The 18311-nt window shown below is 60.0% G+C and carries 19 protein-coding genes; 7 read left to right on the forward strand and 12 right to left on the reverse strand.

All coding sequences use genetic code 11. From position 1 onward, the window contains the following. Nucleotides 1–20 precede the first annotated feature (20 nt). A complete protein-coding gene (locus tag A3C3_RS0128300) occupies nt 21–965 on the forward strand; it encodes a LysR family transcriptional regulator (protein ID WP_028740080.1) in 945 nt (314 codons plus the stop codon). On the opposite strand, the gene A3C3_RS0128305 is transcribed toward A3C3_RS0128300, so the two are convergent. Then, nucleotides 966–1304 (reverse strand): cupin domain-containing protein, encoded by a 339-nt coding sequence (locus A3C3_RS0128305; RefSeq protein ID WP_022717946.1) that lies wholly within the window; start codon nt 1302–1304, stop codon nt 966–968. 161 nt (nt 1305–1465) lie between these two features. Here A3C3_RS0128305 and A3C3_RS0128310 point away from each other — a divergent pair, with 161 nt between their 5' ends. Then, nucleotides 1466–2653 carry an acyl-CoA dehydrogenase gene (locus tag A3C3_RS0128310; protein WP_022717947.1) on the forward strand — a complete coding sequence of 396 codons (1188 nt, stop codon included), beginning with the start codon at nt 1466–1468 and terminating at the stop codon, nt 2651–2653. Here the strand turns inward: A3C3_RS0128310 and A3C3_RS46255 are convergent. Continuing rightward, nucleotides 2650–2799 (reverse strand): hypothetical protein, encoded by a 150-nt coding sequence (locus A3C3_RS46255; protein WP_022717948.1) that lies wholly within the window; start codon nt 2797–2799, stop codon nt 2650–2652. The two genes, A3C3_RS0128310 and A3C3_RS46255, sit on opposite strands and share 4 nt — an antisense overlap. Nucleotides 2800–2915: 116 nt before the next feature. Here A3C3_RS46255 and A3C3_RS0128320 point away from each other — a divergent pair, with 116 nt between their 5' ends. Then, entirely contained in the window at nt 2916–3377 is a 462-nt protein-coding gene (locus tag A3C3_RS0128320) for a membrane protein (RefSeq protein ID WP_022717949.1), read from the forward strand. Further along, nucleotides 3374–4741, forward strand: coding sequence for an FAD-containing oxidoreductase (locus A3C3_RS0128325; RefSeq protein ID WP_022717950.1), 1368 nt, complete (start codon nt 3374–3376; stop codon nt 4739–4741). The genes A3C3_RS0128320 and A3C3_RS0128325 overlap by 4 nt, the downstream gene beginning before the upstream one ends. A gap of 40 nt (nt 4742–4781) precedes the next feature. Here A3C3_RS0128325 and A3C3_RS0128330 read toward each other — a convergent pair whose 3' ends face one another. Then, nucleotides 4782–5825: an NAD(P)-dependent alcohol dehydrogenase gene (locus A3C3_RS0128330; RefSeq protein WP_022717951.1), complete on the reverse strand. Its 1044-nt coding sequence runs from the start codon at nt 5823–5825 to the stop codon at nt 4782–4784. 160 nt (nt 5826–5985) lie between these two features. Here A3C3_RS0128330 and A3C3_RS48670 point away from each other — a divergent pair, with 160 nt between their 5' ends. Further along, nucleotides 5986–6210: a hypothetical protein gene (locus A3C3_RS48670; protein WP_145611589.1), complete on the forward strand. Its 225-nt coding sequence runs from the start codon at nt 5986–5988 to the stop codon at nt 6208–6210. A gap of 83 nt (nt 6211–6293) precedes the next feature. Here A3C3_RS48670 and A3C3_RS0128340 read toward each other — a convergent pair whose 3' ends face one another. From A3C3_RS0128340 to A3C3_RS0128380, 9 genes are all read right to left on the reverse strand, one after another. After that, a complete protein-coding gene (locus A3C3_RS0128340; RefSeq protein WP_022717953.1) occupies nt 6294–7040 on the reverse strand; it encodes an ABC transporter ATP-binding protein in 747 nt (248 codons plus the stop codon). Next, nucleotides 7037–7894 (reverse strand): ABC transporter ATP-binding protein, encoded by an 858-nt coding sequence (locus tag A3C3_RS0128345; RefSeq protein ID WP_022717954.1) that lies wholly within the window; start codon nt 7892–7894, stop codon nt 7037–7039. The genes A3C3_RS0128340 and A3C3_RS0128345 overlap by 4 nt, the downstream gene beginning before the upstream one ends. Beyond that, entirely contained in the window at nt 7891–8826 is a 936-nt protein-coding gene (locus A3C3_RS0128350) for an ABC transporter permease (protein ID WP_028740081.1), read from the reverse strand. Before A3C3_RS0128350 ends, A3C3_RS0128345 begins: the two co-directional genes overlap by 4 nt. A 5-nt stretch (nt 8827–8831) precedes the next feature. Beyond that, complete coding sequence (locus A3C3_RS0128355) at nt 8832–9929, reverse strand: ABC transporter permease (protein WP_022717956.1); 1098 nt, start codon at nt 9927–9929, stop codon at nt 8832–8834. A 6-nt stretch (nt 9930–9935) separates the two neighbouring features. Further along, entirely contained in the window at nt 9936–11522 is a 1587-nt protein-coding gene (locus A3C3_RS0128360) for an ABC transporter substrate-binding protein (RefSeq protein WP_022717957.1), read from the reverse strand. Between the two features lie 83 nt (nt 11523–11605). Then, nucleotides 11606–12547 carry a dihydrodipicolinate synthase family protein gene (locus A3C3_RS0128365; RefSeq protein WP_022717958.1) on the reverse strand — a complete coding sequence of 314 codons (942 nt, stop codon included), beginning with the start codon at nt 12545–12547 and terminating at the stop codon, nt 11606–11608. 16 nt (nt 12548–12563) lie between these two features. Next, complete coding sequence (locus A3C3_RS0128370; RefSeq protein WP_022717959.1) at nt 12564–13439, reverse strand: SMP-30/gluconolactonase/LRE family protein; 876 nt, start codon at nt 13437–13439, stop codon at nt 12564–12566. Beyond that, nucleotides 13436–14266 carry an NAD-dependent epimerase/dehydratase family protein gene (locus A3C3_RS0128375; RefSeq protein ID WP_022717960.1) on the reverse strand — a complete coding sequence of 277 codons (831 nt, stop codon included), beginning with the start codon at nt 14264–14266 and terminating at the stop codon, nt 13436–13438. Before A3C3_RS0128375 ends, A3C3_RS0128370 begins: the two co-directional genes overlap by 4 nt. A gap of 22 nt (nt 14267–14288) precedes the next feature. Next, nucleotides 14289–15002, reverse strand: a complete 714-nt coding sequence (locus A3C3_RS0128380; RefSeq protein WP_022717961.1) for a FadR/GntR family transcriptional regulator — start codon at nt 15000–15002, stop codon at nt 14289–14291. A 281-nt stretch (nt 15003–15283) separates the two neighbouring features. On the opposite strand from A3C3_RS0128380, the gene A3C3_RS0128385 reads away from it, so the two are divergent. Further along, nucleotides 15284–17221: an ABC transporter substrate-binding protein gene (locus A3C3_RS0128385; protein WP_022717962.1), complete on the forward strand. Its 1938-nt coding sequence runs from the start codon at nt 15284–15286 to the stop codon at nt 17219–17221. A 94-nt stretch (nt 17222–17315) separates the two neighbouring features. Further along, nucleotides 17316–18302 carry an ABC transporter permease gene (locus A3C3_RS0128390; protein WP_022717963.1) on the forward strand — a complete coding sequence of 329 codons (987 nt, stop codon included), beginning with the start codon at nt 17316–17318 and terminating at the stop codon, nt 18300–18302. Nucleotides 18303–18311 lie beyond the last annotated feature (9 nt).

An 18311-nucleotide genomic window follows, 5' to 3' on the forward strand; every position in this document is an offset into this window, starting at 1 on the left:
AGATGGACGCGCGACGCTGCATGAGCAATCCTCCGCAATTTACTTGGGACGACCTCCAGTTTTTTCTAGCCGTGGCGCGCACCGGCCAGCTATCGACGGCTGCAAGGCAGCTGCGCAGCAGCCATGCCACCGTCTCGCGACGCATCGACCGGCTTGAATTTGCCCTGAAGGTCAAGCTCTTCGAGCGGAACGCGCGCGGCTACGTGCTGACGGCGATGGGCACGCGTTTCGTAGACACCGCCGAAAAAATGGAACAGGAGACCGAACGCCTGCGAGCCGATCTTGCCGCAGGGTCGATGACGCAGCGCGGCCTCGTGCGGTTGAGTGCGCCGGAGGGTTTTGCGAATTTCTTCTTTGCGAGCGTGCTGCCGAAATTCGCAGCACACCATCCGCATCTGTCGCTTGAGCTTGTGACGATCCAGCAGATCATGTCACTGTCGCGCAAGGAGGCGGACATTACCGTCGTTTTGGACGAACCGAAGGGCGGACCGTATTTTTCCGAGAAGCTGACCGACTACCATCTGCAGGTTTACGGCTCGCGGGATTATCTTGCCAAGAGCCCGCCGGTCACCCGCCGCGACGACCTGCTGAACCATCCCTTCATCAGCTATATCGAGGAGATGATCTTCGCGCCGGGGCTTGATTATCTCGGGGACGTGCATCCGCGCATCAAGCCGCAGTTCCAAAGTTCCAGCATCTTTGCGCAGCTGACGGCGACGCGAAACGGCCTGGGGCTTTGCGTGCTCCCCTACTTCTTCGCAAGCCTTTATCCGGAGCTTGTGCGCGTCCTGCCGGATGAGGTGGACCTCTGCCGCAACTATTGGATTACTTGTCATCAAGATATGAGACAAGCGCCACGCGTGCGCGCCGTCATCGACTTTCTGCGCGAGGCCGTGAAAGGCGAAGACGCACGTTTCATCCCGCCATTTGCGGCCGCAATCCATTCCGGCCAAAAGCCCGGATGACTATTTCAGGAATTCGGCGCGGTGCGGTGTGAAGGTGTCGATCAGCCGCCCCTTCTCCAATGCCTTGACGCCATGAACAAGGTCCGGCGGCACGATGAAGCTACCGCCTTTTTTCATCACTTCGGTCTTCCCGTCGATGGTGACCGCAAAGCTGCCTTCGGCAATATAGCTCGCCTGGATGTGAGGGTGCGAATGGGCAGCACCGATTGCATCTTTTTCGAAGGCAACTTCAACCATCATCATCTCGGGCAGGTAGACCATGATCCGGCGCGTGACGCCCGGCTCCGGACTGATCCAGTCAGCGCCTTCGGCATGCACGAAAAGAGCGCTCGATGTCATGTTCGCCTCCTCACTTCGATTCCGATCGGGCGGCAAGTTGGAGCATTGAAGTCTGTTTGAAAAGGGCGCATCGGTATATTCCTTCCAATTGACGCCGAAGCTGGCCGGGTTTATGGCGGGCTTGATCAGGCTTGCCGGAAAAATGGTGAGGAGACGCCGTCATGCAGCATACCCGCGAAACCTTCGACTGGGCCGATCCCTTCCGGCTGGTAGAACAGCTGACCGACGAGGAGCGCATGGTGCAGGACACGGCACACGCCTATGCGCAGGAAAAGCTCGCTCCCCGGGTGCTCGATGCCTTCCGCAATGAAAAGACCGATCCGACGATCTTCCGCGAAATGGGCGAACTCGGCCTGCTCGGTCCAACGATCGCGCCGGAATACGGCGGAGCAGGCTTGGGTTATGTCGCCTACGGCCTGATTGCCCGCGAAGTCGAGCGCGTCGACAGCGGCTACCGCTCAATGATGAGCGTGCAGTCGTCCCTCGTCATGGTGCCGATCGAGGCCTTCGGCTCTGATGCGCAGAAACAGAAATATCTGCCCAAGCTTGCAACCGGCGAATGGATCGGCTGCTTTGGGCTCACCGAACCGAACCACGGCTCCGATCCGGGCTCGATGGTGACGCGCGCCAAAAAGGCCGATGGCGGCTATAGCCTCACCGGGTCCAAGACCTGGATCAGCAATGCGCCGATTGCCGATGTCTTCATTGTCTGGGCCAAGACGGAGGACGGCGTGATCCGCGGCTTTATCCTGGAAAAGGGCTGGAAGGGCCTTTCGGCGCCGGCCATTCACGGCAAAGTGGGTCTGCGCGCCTCAATCACCGGTGAGATCGTGCTCGACAATGTTTTCGTGCCGGAGGAAAACCTGCTGCCCGATGTGACCGGTCTGAAGGGTCCGTTCACCTGCCTGAATTCCGCCCGTTTCGGCATTGCCTGGGGCGCGCTCGGTGCGGCCGAAGCCTGCTATGCGACGGCCCGGCAATACACCCTCGATCGCAAGCAGTTCAACCGGCCGCTTGCCGCCAATCAATTGATCCAGAAAAAGCTTGCCGATATGGCGACCGAGATCACGCTCGGCCTGCAGGGTTGCCTGAGGCTCGGCCGCATGAAGGAAGAGGGCCACCCGCCGGTGGAACTCACCTCAATCCTCAAACGCAACTCCTGCGGCAAGGCACTCGACATTGCGCGCACTGCCCGCGATATGCTCGGCGGCAATGGCATCTCCGACGAGTTCGGCGTCGCCCGCCACCTCGTCAATCTCGAGGTCGTCAATACCTACGAGGGTACGCATGACATCCACGCCCTCATCCTCGGCCGCGCCATCACGGGAATTCAGGCCTTCGCGAACTAGCGTCCCGCCCGGCGGCGCCAGAGCGTATAGGCAATCGAAACAACAACACCTACCACGATCCCGAGCGTAACGTTGCCGTAGGTGGCACCGAGCCCTACCCCTAAGGCGATGCCGATCGCGATCGGAAATGCAAGGTCCTTATCCATTCCAAGCTCCTCACCGCATTTCGCAAATGGGCCAGGGAGCGTGAATTGCAACCGTTTGGAGATTGTGCAACGCTGGCGTCGCCGATACAGCGCCAATAGGGGAAGGGGTTTCTCATATGCTTCTATTCCTTGCATTCTTGATCGGAATTATTGCCGGCCTCAGGGCCATGACTGCACCCGCCGCCGTTGCCTGGGGCGCCGCACTTGGCGGGTTCAACGTTTCTCAAACGTCTCTCGCCTTTATGGGCTACCGGTGGACGCCGTGGATTTTCACGGTGCTTGCCGCCGTCGAAATGATCACCGACCAATTGCCGACAACGCCAAGCCGCAAGGTGCCGATGCAGTTCGGCGCCCGTATCGTCATGGGCGCATTGGCAGGCGCCACGATCGGCGCTTCGGGTGGTTCCCTGACAGCCGGACTTATTGCGGGCATCGTCGGTGCCGTTGTCGGAACGCTCGGCGGTGCATTTGTCCGCGGCAAGCTTGCGAAGGCTTTCGGCAAGGATTTGCCGGCGGCACTTATCGAAGATGCCGTCGCCATCGGCGGCGCGCTGTTGATTGTGGTGGCCGTGCCATGAAAAGTTACGACGCGATCTTTATCGGGGCCGGTCAGTCCGGCCCCTTCCTCGCCGCCCGCATGTCCGAAAAGGGCATGAACGTAGCGCTGATCGAGCGAAAATATCTCGGCGGTACTTGCGTCAATGCCGGCTGCATGCCGACGAAGACGCTGGTCGCCAGTGCCCGGGCCGCCCATGTCGCGCGCCGCGGCGGCGACTACGGCGTGAAGATCGCTGGCAAGATCGAGATCGACATGATGATCGTGCGCCAGCGCGCCCAAACCGTTACCATGAACGCCCGCCAAGGCCTGATCGACTGGCTTGACAGCATGGAAACAATGGACGTGATCTACGGTCAGGCCAGATTTGCCGATCCGAAGACAGTCATCGTCAACGGCGAGATGCTGTCGGCGCCGCAAATCTTTCTGAATGTCGGTGCCCGCCCGGTCATTCCGGATTTTCCCGGTATCGAGGACATCGACTATCTCACAAGCACGTCGATCATCCACCTCGACACGCTGCCACGCCACCTCGCCGTCATCGGCGGCAGCTATATCGGTCTCGAATTCGCGCAGATGTACCGTCGCTTCGGCGCCGAAGTCACGATCATCGAACGCGGGCCGAAACTTGCCTCCCGCGAAGACGAGGACATCTCCGACGCAATCGCGGAGATTCTCGGTGCGGAAGGTATTGCGGTTCACACTCAGGCAGATCCTATCGCATTCGTAAAGAATGGCGATGCTGTTGCCGTCAGCACCGGCGCCGGCAAGCCGGCGATCGAGGCAAGCCATGTGCTGATTGCAACCGGCCGCAGGCCGAACACCGACGATCTCGGCCTCGATGCCGCCGGCGTTCTGACGGACAAGCGCGGCTACATCACGGTGGACGACAGGCTGATGACCAATGTCGAGGGCATCTTCGCGCTCGGCGACTGCAACGGCCGCGGAGCCTTTACGCACACGTCCTATAATGATTTCGAGATCGCCGCAGCTAACCTGATTGATGGTGGCGATCGCAAGGTGAGCAGCCGCATTCCCGCCTATGCACTTTATATCGATCCGCCGCTCGGCCGCGTCGGCATGACGGAGAAGGAAGCGCGCGCTTCCGGCAAAAAGATCATGGTCTCGTCCCGCCCGATGAGCCGCGTTGGTCGCGCCAACGAACGAGGCGAGACCATGGGTTTCATGAAGATCGTCGCTGAGGCCGAAAGCAAGCGAATTCTCGGTGCTGCAATCCTTGGCATCGAAGGCGACGAGGCAATCCACGGCATCATCGATGCCATGAATGCCGGAACGACCTACCCTGCCCTGCAATGGTCGGTGCCGATCCATCCGACCGTCTCGGAACTGATCCCGACGGTGCTGGGAGATTTGAAGGCGGTTTGAAATATTTCCTTCTCTGCGCCGGAAGGAAGTTGAGAGGTCCTTATTCCATGACGATCTGCAGCTTGACATCCGTCGGCCGTGCTTCGACGGCACGATCGAAAGCCTTGATCGAATCCTCGAACTGGAAAACCCCCGAAATCAGCGGCTTGAGGTCGACGCGGCCGGAGCCGAGGAGTGCGATCGAGCGCTCGTACTGGTGCGCGTAGCGGAAGACCGTTTCGATGCGGATTTCCTTGGTCGAAGCCGTCGAAACGTCGAAGCCGACAGGATTCACCGGCAGGCCGACGGCAACGATGACCCCTCCGGGGCGCGCCAGATCCATGATCGTTTCCCAGGCCTTGGGCGACCCGGAGCACTCGAAGATCACGTCTGCGCCCCACCCGGCGGTCAGCCGGTTCACCTCTTCGGTGAGATTATTCTCGCGGATGTTGACCGGAATGACGCCCTGATACTGCGCGGCGATGTCGAGCTTCGGCTGGGCGAGATCGGCAACAATTGCCCGGGCACAACCTCCAGCAAGCGCGGCAATCGCCACCATCGTGCCGATCGGGCCGGCGCCGAGGACGACGGCCGTGTCGCCGGGTGCGATTTTTGCTTTGGCCGCGGCCTGCATGCCGACCGCAAATGGTTCAACCATCGCGCCTTCCGCAAAGCTTACATTGTCCGGCAGCTTGTAGGTATAGTTGGCGGGATGAACCACTTCCGATGTCAGCACGCCGTGAACCGGGGGCGTCGCCCAGAAGGTGACGGCAGGATCGACATTGTACATGCCAAGCCGGCTTGCCTTGGAGTTCGGATCGGGAATGCCAGGTTCCATGCAGACGCGGTCGCCGGCTTTCAGATGTGCCACGCCTTCACCGACTTCGACCACTGTACCGGCCGCTTCGTGCCCAAGCACCATCGGCTCACTGACCACAAAGGGCCCGATCCTGCCGTGCGTGTAATAATGCACGTCCGAGCCGCAGACGCCGACGGTATGGATCTTGATCTTCACCTGTCCCGGCCCGGTTTCCAGCGATAGATCGATATCGCGAAGGGCAAGCTCATGCTGACGCTCCAGTACTAGCGCACGGACTTTGGCCATATGTCGGTTTCCTTCCCTGATAGTTCGTCCGATTCACCCCGGACGTCGTTTAACCGACTATACGACCCTCCAGGCCCGCAGTTCAACAGAATTGCGAGGCTTTTGCCCACAATGTGATGAATTGCTCAGTTAATCGCGACCACCGAGGAACTGCGCAAGCTTGCCGCCGATGGCAAGCGGGCCGAGATCGAATCCCGAAGAAGCCGAGCCTGGCCATCAGCGCGCCGACCTGCCCCTTTGCTGCGGTGTCGTCGCCGGAAATAAAAGCACGCTTGCCGTCGTCAGCCTGGGGATTTTCGATACGTGGCCGGGCAGCAGATGCTTGAAAATTTCGCGCGTTTCTGACTGGCTGATTAGTGTCAATGACGTTCAAAAGTTTCAATGAATGCTTGGAAATGGCAGTCGGTACGCGTCATTGACCGCATGGCCTGGAAGGTATCCGGAGCGATCTGTTCTTTCGCTACTCAGTCAATGCGTCCGTCCGTAGTTTCTGCTCGCATTCAGCAGGTGCCGAGAATAGGAATGTTCGACGGCTCCTTTTCGCAGCCGTTCGATATCCACCTCTTCGACAATCTCGCCTGCCTCCATGATGGCGACGCGACCGCACATGTGGGACACGACGGCCAGATCGTGGCTGACGAGCAGATAGGTCAGGCCGCGCTCCTTGCGCAGATCTTCCAGCAGATTGAGAATTTCCGCTTGAACCGATACGTCGAGCGCCGACGTCGGCTCGTCGAGCAACAGCACGGCCGGATTAAGCACGAGGGCTCGGGCGATGGCCACGCGCTGACGCTGCCCTCCGGAAAGTTGGTGCGGGAAGCGGTAGGTGAGCGACGGATCGAGGCCAACCGCCAACAGCAGGGCATCTACGTCCACCGAGTTGGTGGCAAGGCCCTGGTTGCGGAGCGGCTCCTTAAGCTGCGAGCGTATTGTCTTGCGGGGATGAAGTGAACCGTAAGGGTCCTGAAAAACCATCTGCACGCGGCGGAAGAACTGCCGGTCGCGCTGCCGACCCAACGTGTCTCCATCCAGCTTGATCCCGCCTTCGTAATTCGGGTTGAGACCGGATATTGCCCGCAGGACCGTGGACTTTCCGCAGCCGGATTCACCAACCAGACCGAATGCCGTGCCCCTCTTGATGCGAAGGCTGACGTTCCTGACGACCGGCCTCTGACCGGAACCGAAACGAATCGTGAGATTGTCAATTTCGATCAATGCGGCGTCTCCAAAGTGATGTCATCGAACCAGGCCGGATCACGGTTCAATACCGGCAGTCGGGCGGGCGGATTTTCGATCGACGGCAAGGATGCCAGCAAGCCTTGCGTATAGGGATGCCTTGCATTCTCAAGATCAGAAGCCTTGAGAACCTCGACGACCCGCCCGGCATACATGATGAGCACGCGGTCGCAGAAGTTCCGGACGAGGTTCAGGTCGTGACTGATGAAGATCAGCCCGAGGTTGCGGCGGGCGATGAGTTCATCAAGCAGTGCCAGGATTTCGAGCCGCACCGTCACATCGAGGGCAGACGTCGGCTCGTCGGCAATCAGAACCTCGGGTTCTACAATCAGCATCATCGCGATCATGACCCTCTGACCCATGCCGCCTGAAATTTCGTGAGGATAGAGCCGAGCCACCCTTTCGGCATCACGGATCTGGACCGCTTCGAGCATCTCGATCATTTTCCGGTCAGCCTGTTTTGCAGTCGACTTCGGATAGTGAAAGCGAAAGGTTTCGGCGATCTGCTCGCTGATCCGCATAACAGGGTTCAGCGAATATTTCGGATCCTGCAGGATCAGTCCAATGCGTCGTCCCCGTATTGTCATCATCATACGCTCGTCGGCCTTGAGCAGATCCACGTCGCGAAACGTCATCCGCTCGGCGCGCACGATTGCCGTCGGCGGCAGCAACTTCATGACGGCGCGCCCGACGGTCGACTTGCCCGACCCGGATTCGCCGACGATGCCTAGCTTTTCGTGTCCTAGCGAGAAGCTGACGCCGCGCACCGCGCGCACGGTTCCGCCGCCGAAGGCAATCTCGAGATTGCGGATGTCGATGAGGGAAGACGTCATTCCGAACCTCTCGGGTCAAGTACGTCGCGAAGGGCATCGCCGACAAGATTGAACGCAAGGCTGACCAGCGCGATGGCAATGCCGGGCGCGGCAATGACCCATGGACTGTCGAGCATGAATTCACGTCCGGTCGCGGCCATTGCTCCCCATTCCGGCCAAGGCGGCTGCGCGCCAAGACCGAGGAACCCGAGGCCCGCCGCCGTGATGATGATGCCCGCCATATTCAGGGTCACGCGAACGATCACCGACGGAATGCACATCGGCAGGATGTGGCGGGTGATGATCGCCATTGGCGTCGCCCCTTGCAGACGCACGGCGGCGATGAAATCGGCCTTGCGCAGACTGAGCGTCTCGGCACGCGCAAGCCGGGCGATTGGTGGCCATGCCGTCAACGAAATTGCGATGATCGCGTTGGTGATGCCGGGACCGAGTGCCGCCGCAAATCCCAACGCAAGCACCAGGCCTGGAAAGGAAAGGAAGATGTCGGTGATGCGCATCAGCACTTCATCGACGATACCACCGAAATAACCCGAACAGGTGCCGATCAAAAGACCCATCGGAGCGACGATGACGGAAACCAGCATGATGATGTAAAGCGTCGTGCGCGCACCGTAGATCACCCTTGAGAAGATATCGCGGCCAAAATTGTCGGTGCCGAGCCAATGTTCTGCCGAAGGCGGTGCGAGCCGGCCTGCCATATCCTGGACGATCGGATCGTAACGCGTCAGCAATGGCGCAGCGAGCGCGACCAGGATCAGCAAACCGATGATTCCGAGCCCTGCCAGGCCGAGGGGGTGAAGTCGGAACTTCAGCCAGCCCTGGTGGAATTGCTGTGCTGAGGACTGAAACCGGCCCTGCGGCTCGGGCGCAAGCAACCATCTGCGAAGGCTGCTTGCGTTGACGCGATCTGCATGTTCGGCGGACAGTGTCATCGGCATCACCGTGTTCTCGGATCAAGAATGCGATAAAGGACATCCGAAAGGATGTTGATGGTCAGGAAAACGGCGCCGATCGTCAGCACAGCGCCCATCACGACGTTCATGTCGTTCATCTGGAGTCCGCGGGTGAGATACTGGCCGAGTCCCGGCCAGCCGAAAACGGTCTCGATGAGCACTGCGCCTTCAAGGAGGCCCCCGAAGGTGAGCGCCATGATGGTCAGAAGTTGCACGCGAATATTTCTAAAGGCATGACGCCAGACGACCTTCCGCAGTCCAAGCCCCTTCGCTCTCGCCGTTGTAATGTATTCCTGGCCGAGCTGCTCCAGCATGAAGCTGCGTGACATGCGGCTGATATAGGCCACCGAATAGTAGCCAAGGATCGTGCCCGGCAGGATGATGTGTCCGAGCGCGCTTCGAAATACGTCCCACTGTCTCTCGATTGCCGAATCGATCAGGAGAAAGCCGGTCACCGGCGTGACAAGCCCCTCGTAAAATACGTCAACCCGGCCAGATGCGCCGACGAGCTTCAACTTCGCATAGAAGATGAAAAGCGCCATCAGCCCGGTCCAGAAGATCGGAATGGAGTGGCCGGCAAGCGCGATGATGCGTGCGATGTGATCAATGATCGTGCCGCGCCTGACAGCAGCGGTGATACCGAGCGGCACGCCGACAAGGGCGCCGACAATCATGGCGATGACGGCAAGCTCAATGGTTGCGGGGAAGATGGTCAGCAGATCGGTGAGGATCGGCTGACCGGTCGTTGCCGATGTGCCGAGGTCGCCCGTTGCAACCTTCTGCACATAGTTTAGGAATTGCACCCAGATCGGGCGTCCCAGTCCCAGCTCGTTGTAGACGCGATCATAGACCTCCTTGCTGACCTCCGCTCCGGTGATGGCAAGCACCGGGTCGGCAGGAAGCAGACGTCCCATCGAAAAGGTGAGGAAGAGCAGGCCAAGGAGTGTGGTCACCACCGCCACGACGCGCCCTGCCAACCGTCGCAGGATCATCACAAGCGGATGGGACGGCGCATGTGCCAAGCCGTCTTCATCCAGATTGCTGTCCGCATCCCGTTTCGATGTCAGATCGGCGCTCGCCACGGCCCCTTACTCCTTAGTCACGCCATGCCAGCGCGTCGACCAGGTCGTATGCCCATGATAACCTTTGACACTGGCACGCATGACATAGGGGTCGGTGCGCTGGAAGAAGATGACGAGCGGGGCGTCCATGCCGCTGTAGATGCCGTCCATCTTCTGGAAGATTTCCGTGCGCTTGCCCGTATCAGGTTCCTTCATGGACTGATCGACGAGAGTATTGAGTTCGTCCACCTTCATCCCGGCTCGCCAGAGATAATAGCTGCCGAGACGCGCCTCGTCGCTGTTGTCGGGATTGTAGGCGTACTGCGTGGCAACCGCGAAAGGATCCGGCAGCCGGGCACCGGAATTGCCGAGCAGGATTTCATATTTCCGTTCGCGAAATGCAGGCGTGAATTCGCCGGGCACGAGATTAAGATCAAGACCGGCGGCACGGGCGCTCGCCTGCAGCGCTTCGGCGAAGGGCAAGGTCGCCGCTCCCGACGGATTGAGCACTTTCTTCAAGCCATTCGGGTATCCGGCCTCGGCCAGCAATTGCTTGGCCTTGGCGGGATCATAATCGTGGCGGGACGTCGCGTCCTGTGGTGCTCCAATCATGCCGCGAGGGATCATCGACTGCCACGGAAAGCCGGTATAACGCATAATATTGCCGGAGATCGCCTTCCAGTCGAAAGCATGCTGAAACGCTTCGCGGACCTTGGGCTTCTGCAGGTCCGGATCCTTTTGATTGAGAGCGATATAGTAGAAACCGAGGCCCGGAACGCTATCGATCACCATCTCTTTGTTATTGGCCAGGGCATCAAGGTCGCCGCTTGCGAGATATTGCCCGACATCGACGTCGCCGGCTTCAAGCTGGAGCCGGAGATTGCCGGATTCGGGAATGTGGCGGGCGACAACCCGTGCCATGGCCGGCGGGCCAGCCCAATAATTCTTCTGCGCGTTGAAGATCGCAACGTCATTTGGCCGCCATTGCGCTAGCGTGAAGGGTCCACTTCCTGCCGAGTTGGCCGACAGCCACGCGCCGGCGAGATCGCCGTTCGCCTCGTGCGACAATGCCGTCTTCTTGTCGATGATGCCGATCGAAGAGCCAGCGAGAGAATAAAGCACAAGATCGGTATTGACGGCGTGTGGCAGTTCGATCTCCAGCGTTTGCCCGTCTTTGGCCCGGACGAGCTTGTCCACGTTTTCGGACGTGAAACCCCAAAGCGCGACATCGGTGGAGCCGACTTGCCCCAGCTTGATGACGCGCTGGATGGACCATGCGGCGTCTTCGGCCGTGACAGCATTGCCGCTTTGGAAGACCGCGTCGTCACGCAAGGTCAGCGTAATGAGCCTGCCGTCTTCCGAGACAGTCCATTTTGTGGCAAGCATCGGCTTCAGCGTCTTAAGATCATCCGGCGACAACTGGACGAGGTTGTCGTAAAGGTTGGAGATCAGCTCGGAGACCGTGCGGGCATTGTTCTGCGCCGGATCGAGCGTTCGAATACCGGTGAGATTGGTACCGATCACCAGCATGTTCGGCGGTGACGCCGCAAAAGACGGCTGTGCCGTGACCAAAGCACCGGCCAGTGCGATCGTCGTCAGTAAGTTCTTCAGCATCTCAAGACCTCCCAATCTCGTGGCGCAGTGGTTCAGCGCCTCTTGCCTGCCTGAAATTATGGTGTCGAACTCAGCCCGCCGCCTTAGCGGGAAGGCCGCAGATCTCCACGCCCGTGGATGTCGCCTGCAGCCTCCCAACCTTGGAGCAAGCGAAACAGTTCTTCGCGATCCGTTTGGTCGAGGAGTGGCAGTCCCGGCACGCGCACGGGTCCGACGTCGAGGCCGGAATGCATCACAGCCTCCTTCACGACCGTCACATTCGCACCATTGCGGAACTTCGTGCGCATGCGTTCGAACGGTTCAAGGCGGTTGATGATGGCGCGTGCGGCAGCGAAATCGCCCTTGGAAAGCGCATCGTGGACGGCGAGCGACAATTGCGGGGCAACATTGACAAGGCCGGATGTGAAGCCACGTGCACCCGCGGCGGTGAACGACAGCGCCCAGCTCTCCGCAAGACCGCAGACGAACAGCGCGCCCGCCGGATCCGACGCCGCAATGGCCCTCGAAAGCAGCATCAGATCCGGCGTCGCGAACTTAATGCCGGCAATGTTGCCGTGACCCGCAAGACGGACCAGTTCATCGACACTAAAGCCATCCGCCCGCACATAGGCGACCAGCGGTAAAGGCGACGCGTCCGCAAGATTGCAGAAATAGTCGATCTGTGCCGACGGTGCAGCAAAGGGATCGACGGGCTGGTGCGACATCACCGCAGATGCGCCGATGCTGGCGGCATCCTTCGCCATCCCGATTGCTTCGCGCAGCGACCTGCCGATCGCCGCAGTGACCGGCGCCTTGTTGTCAACGCCGGAAACCGCAGCTTCATGGACGCGGCGGATCTCTTGCGGCGTCAGAGCATAGAATTCGCCGGTGTTTCCGGCAGCAACAATATTGTGGATGCCAGCGGCTGCCACCCTCCCGTAGACCACTGCCGTGATTTGCGGTTCGACTTCGCCATTTTCGTCATAGGCCGTGACCGGCACACCCGACACGCCCATCAGCGCCTGACGCATGGTTGCAATGCCCATCTTCTACCCCTTTCCATCAATTGCCGAAGCGGAAGGGCGGCAAGCCCTCGGCGTCCAGGTCGAAAGCAACGACCGTGCCCGCTTCGAAACGTCCGCTGCGTTTGGTCGACAGGCTCGTGACGAAGAGCGTCCGCATGTCAGGACCGCCAAAACAGGGCATCGTCGGCGCGGCGACCGGCAGAATGTAGATTTCGAGGATCTCACCGGCGGGAGAAATCCGGTTAAGCCGGCCCGCGGAAACGCCCGCACTCCAATAGTAGCCGTCCCGGTCGGTTGCGCCGCCATCGGGCCGGCCCTCCTCCTCCGAAAAGACGCGAAGCCGGCTGGCGTTCGCGAGCTCGCCTTCTTCCGGATCGAAATCAAAAGCCTGCAGGAAACATTGGCGGCTGTCGGAGTGATACATGCGCCGGCCGTCTGGTGACCAAGCAAGCCCGTTCGAGCTGGTCAGCCCTGTTGCGACGGTCCGTGCGCTGCCGTCCGGCCCCAGGCGGTAGAGCGCAGCGTCATTGGTCTGCGGCTTGGCCTCGCTCATGGACCCGACCCAGAAATGGCCGTCGGGGCCGACCTTCCCATCGTTGAGACGACAGTTGACGCGCCCCACCGGATCGCACAAAAGCTCGAAGTCTCCGGAAACGGGATCGAAAAGATGCAGGCCCGTTCGAAGTGCGACCACGAGACGCCGGTCGCGGCAAAGCCCAAGGCTGCCGATCGCGGACGGCATGTCAAAGCGATCGACCTTTCCTTGCGGCAAGATCCGGATGACAGCTGGCGCCTGTATGTCGACAAGCCAGAGCGTGCCGCTCTTTTCGTCCCATACCGGCGATTCACCCACTCCCAGCGGCTGCTGCAGCACCGGACGGACTTGCGGACGGACGATCCGCGGCGCCGTCATGGAACCGTCTCCGGGCTCTTGGCCAAACCCTCGGCATCGCGCATGCGGATGTTGCCGTCGTGATTGGTCTCGCAGAACGCTCCGCCCTGGAACGCAAGGGCGACCGGCCCTTCGGACGGCTCCTCGATGCGAGCATGATCACGAGGCCGGTCTTGCGGCTGGTAGCCAAGTCTGCTTGCCAACCCGTTGTTCCACCAACGCTCCTCGGCGTCGGAAACGCCATAGACGACGGTTGCCGCGATGAGGGGGTGGGTAAGGCCGATTCCGACCAGTTGCGCCAGGTCACGTGCACTGATCCAGATTGCCATGGACCGCTCGCTGGCCGGATAGGTGCCCGCGTTGCCGATGCGGATGGAAAGAGTGCGAATGCCGCAGGTGTCGTAATATAACCCTGCCACCAGTTCGCCCCAGCACTTGGAAAGCCCGTAGGGGCTGTCCGGACGCATCGGATCCAGCGGCGAGACGAGCTGGCCGCGCGGATAAAAACCGGTCACATGGTTGCTTGAGGCGTAAACCACCCGTTCAACCTTGTTGATCCGCGCCGCTTCATAGAGATTGAAAGTGCCGAGGACATTCGCATCCAAAATCGCGCGCATGTCGACGCCGCTTGCTATCCCGGCCAGATGAACTACGCCGTCAACCTCTTGCAGGGCAGCATTTGCCTCATCGCGCCTTGCAAGATCGGCTCTCACGAAGCTTTCGTTCTTGCCCAGCGCTGCAGGCTCGTCGATGTCGATCAGACGCAGATGCTCGGCATGCGGCCGAAGAAGCGGCCTCAGCAATGTGCCTACGCGCCCGGCAGCGCCTGTGAGGGCCAGCCGTTTCATCGTTCCTTCCTCCCATTGTCGCTCAAACGCCCTGGAACATGCGGGCGCGCGCATTCAATATGTGTCTCTTCATAGCGTCGTGGGCCTCGGCTTCGTTTCGCGCAAAGATCGCCGCCACGATGACCGCGTGTTCATCCTGGACGCTGCGTATCTGTTCGGGCGTCCGTTTGAGGCTCAAGCTTCGCGTCACGGAATGTCCGATTGCGAAATGCGGCCTGAACCATTCGCGTACCGTGATGTGGAACTGGTTCCCAGTCGCCATGGCAATCGCATCGTGAAGCGCCTGATCCTCCTCGGCGCCGAGCTTGCCGTCCCTTAGACATTGTTCAATCGCAGAAAGGGCAGCCGTTATCCGCTCCTTGTCGGCTGGTTGCCAGTTGCGTGCGGCAAGTTCGGCAGCCTCGGCCTCCAGGCCGGCGCGGAACTCAAAGAAGCGCTGCACGTCGGCAAGCGAGCCGACCGGGACCATTTTCAGCATGGACGAGTCCGGCCGCTGCCGCACATAGGAGCCCGACCCCTTGCGCGAGACGACCAGTCCGTCGACCCTTAAACGCTCGAGCGCTTCACGCACGACCGGCCTCGATGCGCCAAACATAACGGCAAGCTTCGATTCCGGCGGCAGCCGTTCATTCACCGGAAAGTTTCCGTCCGCGATCATCCCCACGATCTTCTCGTAGATGATGTCGCTGAAACGTGTTGCGCCCCTGTTGGGGTCGGCAACGGCCGACAGTTTCATCGTCCTTCTTCTTTCTGCCGCCAGGCAGCAAATTCTGCAGAGCCCCCATCACCCGGAGCGTTGCCGCAATGACTCTGGCGCGACCGTTTTTTGCGGCGACTACAACCACTTTCCATGTTGAAGGGCTACTAAATCTGTCATTATCTGTCAACTCTTGTAATTATTTGAGAACATGTCTATGGTCGGCTCATGGCGCTGAGAAGGGCGTCTTGCGCCGAGTTGGGAGCTCGTCGCGCCGGTTCACACCAGCGTCGTTCCGGCAAAAAAAGGGAGGAACTTCGATGCGCGATGAAATATTGTCTCGCGGCGTGACCAGGCGCGCCGTGCTCGGGGGCATGGCCGGTGTGGCAGCTCTGTCCATGGCCGGACGCGCCGTTGCGGCAGGCGGCGAGGCGCCCGCATGGGCACAGCTTGCGCAAGACGGAAAGCTGCCGCCGCTTGCCGAACGGCTGCCAAAGAAGCCGATGGTCGTGACACCTTTCGAAAAGGCCGGCACCTATGGCGGAACGCTCCGTCGCGGCCTCAGGGGCTCATCCGACCATAACGGCATCCTGCGCATGGTCGGCAACCAAAGCCTCGTGCGCTGGAATCTGGAGTTTACGCAAGTTATGCCCAACCTCGCTGAACGTTGGGAGATCAACGACGACGCCTCGCAATTCACCTTCCACCTGATCGAAGGGGTGCGCTGGTCCGACGGTCATCCTTTTACCGCCGACGACATCGTCTTCGCCATTGAGGATTGCGTCAAGAACAGCGAGCTCTACAGCTCGACACCTGCGCAGCTGTCTGTTGCCGGCAAGGCCGTCAAGGTCGAGAAGATCGATGATTTTACGGTGAAGTTCACCTTTGCAGCGGCAAACGCGCTCTATCTGGAAAACCTCGCGACACCGCTCGGCCAGCATCCGACACTCTTTCCGAAGCACTACTGCAGCCAATTCCTGCCGAAGTACAATCCCAATATCGCCGAAGAGGTGAGAAAGGCAGGCGTGGGCAGCTGGACCGATCTCTTCCGCGCGCGTTGCGGCGATATCGAGATCCCGTCGCGGTGGGGCAACCCCGACAAGCCGACGCTCGATCCATGGGTTGTGAAGGAGCCTTACAGCGGTGGCGCGACGCGCGTCGTCATGACCCGGAACCCCTATTTCTGGCAGGTCGACACCCAGGGCAACCAGCTTCCCTATATCGACGAGATCAATTTCAGCATCTCGCAGGACGTGGAGTCGCTGATGCTGAATGTCATCTCGGGAAAGATCGACATCCAGGAACGCCATATCAGCGTTCTTTCAAACAAGCCGACACTCTCCCAGAACATGGAAAAAGGCGGTTATCGCCTGCTGTCGCTGGTGCCTTCGGCCTCCCAGCAGTGCCAGATCTATTTCAATATGACCCACAAGGATCCTGCCCTGCGCAAGATGTTTGCCGACAAGTCGTTCAGGCAGGCGCTTTCGCTTGCAATCAACCGGCAGGAATTGATCGACATCGTCTATTTCGGCCAGAGCGAAGCCTATCAGGCCGGCCCTCGTCCGGAACACCCTTGGTACCATGAAAAGCTCGCGCGCCAGTTTAGCGAATATGATCCTGATAAGGCCGGCGCGATGCTGGATCAGGCCGGTTACAAGATGGATGGGAGCGGCTTGCGCCTCCGGCCCGACGGCCAGAAGATGTTTTTCGCAGTCGACGTCATTCCGACGCTCTATCCCGACCTCGTTGACGCCCTGGAACTGGTCAAGGCGCATTGGGCACAAATCGGCATCGAGATGAAGGTCAACACGATCGAGCGCGCCCTCTACTACACACGCGGCGACGACAACGCGCATGATGCGGCAGTCTGGCCGGGTCCCGGCGGTCTTGATCCGATGCTTGACCCGCGCGACTTCTTCGCCTTCCATCCGCAAGGTTCGCGCTACGCCATTCCGTGGTCGCTCTGGTATACGTCGAACGGCGCACGCGGCGAAGAACCGCCCGAAAGTCAGAAGAAACGCATGAAGCTTTTCGACGACGCCCGTTCCACCGCCGATCTCTCCAAGCGCGGCGCGATCATGACGCAGATCTTCGACATTGCGGCTGACGAATTCGAGACAGTGGGTCTCTGCCTTGCCGTCGGCGGTTTCGGCATCATCCGCAACAACCTGCACAACGTTCCAGAAAAGCAGCCCGACAGTTGGTCCTGGCCAAATCCAGGCCCTGCACTGCCCCAGCAATTTAGCTTCACGAGCTGATTTTGCCGCTCCAGCGCCGTCCCTTTGCGGGGCGGCGCTCCTTCAAGCGCGCTGCCCGCAGCTCGGGAGCGGTGTTTAATGCAAGAGACGTCTCATGCTGGTCTTCATCGCTAAACGCCTTCTCTGGATGGTCCCATCCCTTTTCGCCGTCAGCTTCCTTGCCTTTGTGCTTATCCAGCTGCCGCCGGGAGATTACGTCACGACATATATTGCGACGCTTGCGGCATCGAACGAAGTCATCGATCAGAATACCGCGGCGCAATTGCGTGAGCGCTTCGGCCTCGATGACCCGATGCTCGTGCAGTATTTTAAATGGATATGGGGCATCCTTTCCCGCGGCGACTTCGGCATCTCCTTTGAATGGCAGCAACCGGTTTCTGGCCTCATTTGGGAACGCATGGCGCTGACGCTGGTGCTCGCTCTTTCGACACTGATCGCCACCTGGGGGATAGCATTGCCGATCGGCGTCTTTTCTGCCGTGCGCAAATATTCGATCGGCGACTATTTCTTCACCGCCTTCACCTTCCTCGGACTGGCTATTCCATCGTTCCTGCTGGCGCTGGTGCTCATGTATATCGCGGCTGTCGAGTTCGGCCAGGATATCGGAGGCCTCTTTTCATCCGAGTTCGAGACTGCGCCCTGGAGCATCGCCAAGGTCCTCGACCTTCTTTCACATATATGGCTTCCCGTCATCATTCTGGCCGTGTCTTCTACCGCGAGCCTGATCCGCGTCATGCGCGCCAACATGCTCGATGAACTGCCGAAGCCTTACGTCACCACGGCACGGGCAAAAGGTCTTTCCGAGTTCAGGCTGCTCGTGAAATACCCTTTGAGAATTGCGCTCAACCCGTTCATCTCGACGATTGCCTGGCTCCTTCCAAACCTGATTTCCGGCTCCGTCGTCGTGGCCATCGTCCTCAATCTGCCGACGGCAGCGCCCTTGTTGCTGCAGGCGCTGATGGCACAGGACATGTACCTGGCTGGTGCCTTCGTGCTGCTGATCTGCGCGCTCACGCTGATCGGCTCATTGATCAGCGACATCCTGCTTGCGCTGGTCGATCCCCGCATCCGCTTGGAATAGGGAGTCCTC

Origin of the sequence: Rhizobium mongolense USDA 1844 (assembly GCF_000419765.1) — a bacterium.
In the GTDB taxonomy this organism is placed as follows: Bacteria; Pseudomonadota; Alphaproteobacteria; order Rhizobiales; family Rhizobiaceae; genus Rhizobium; species Rhizobium mongolense.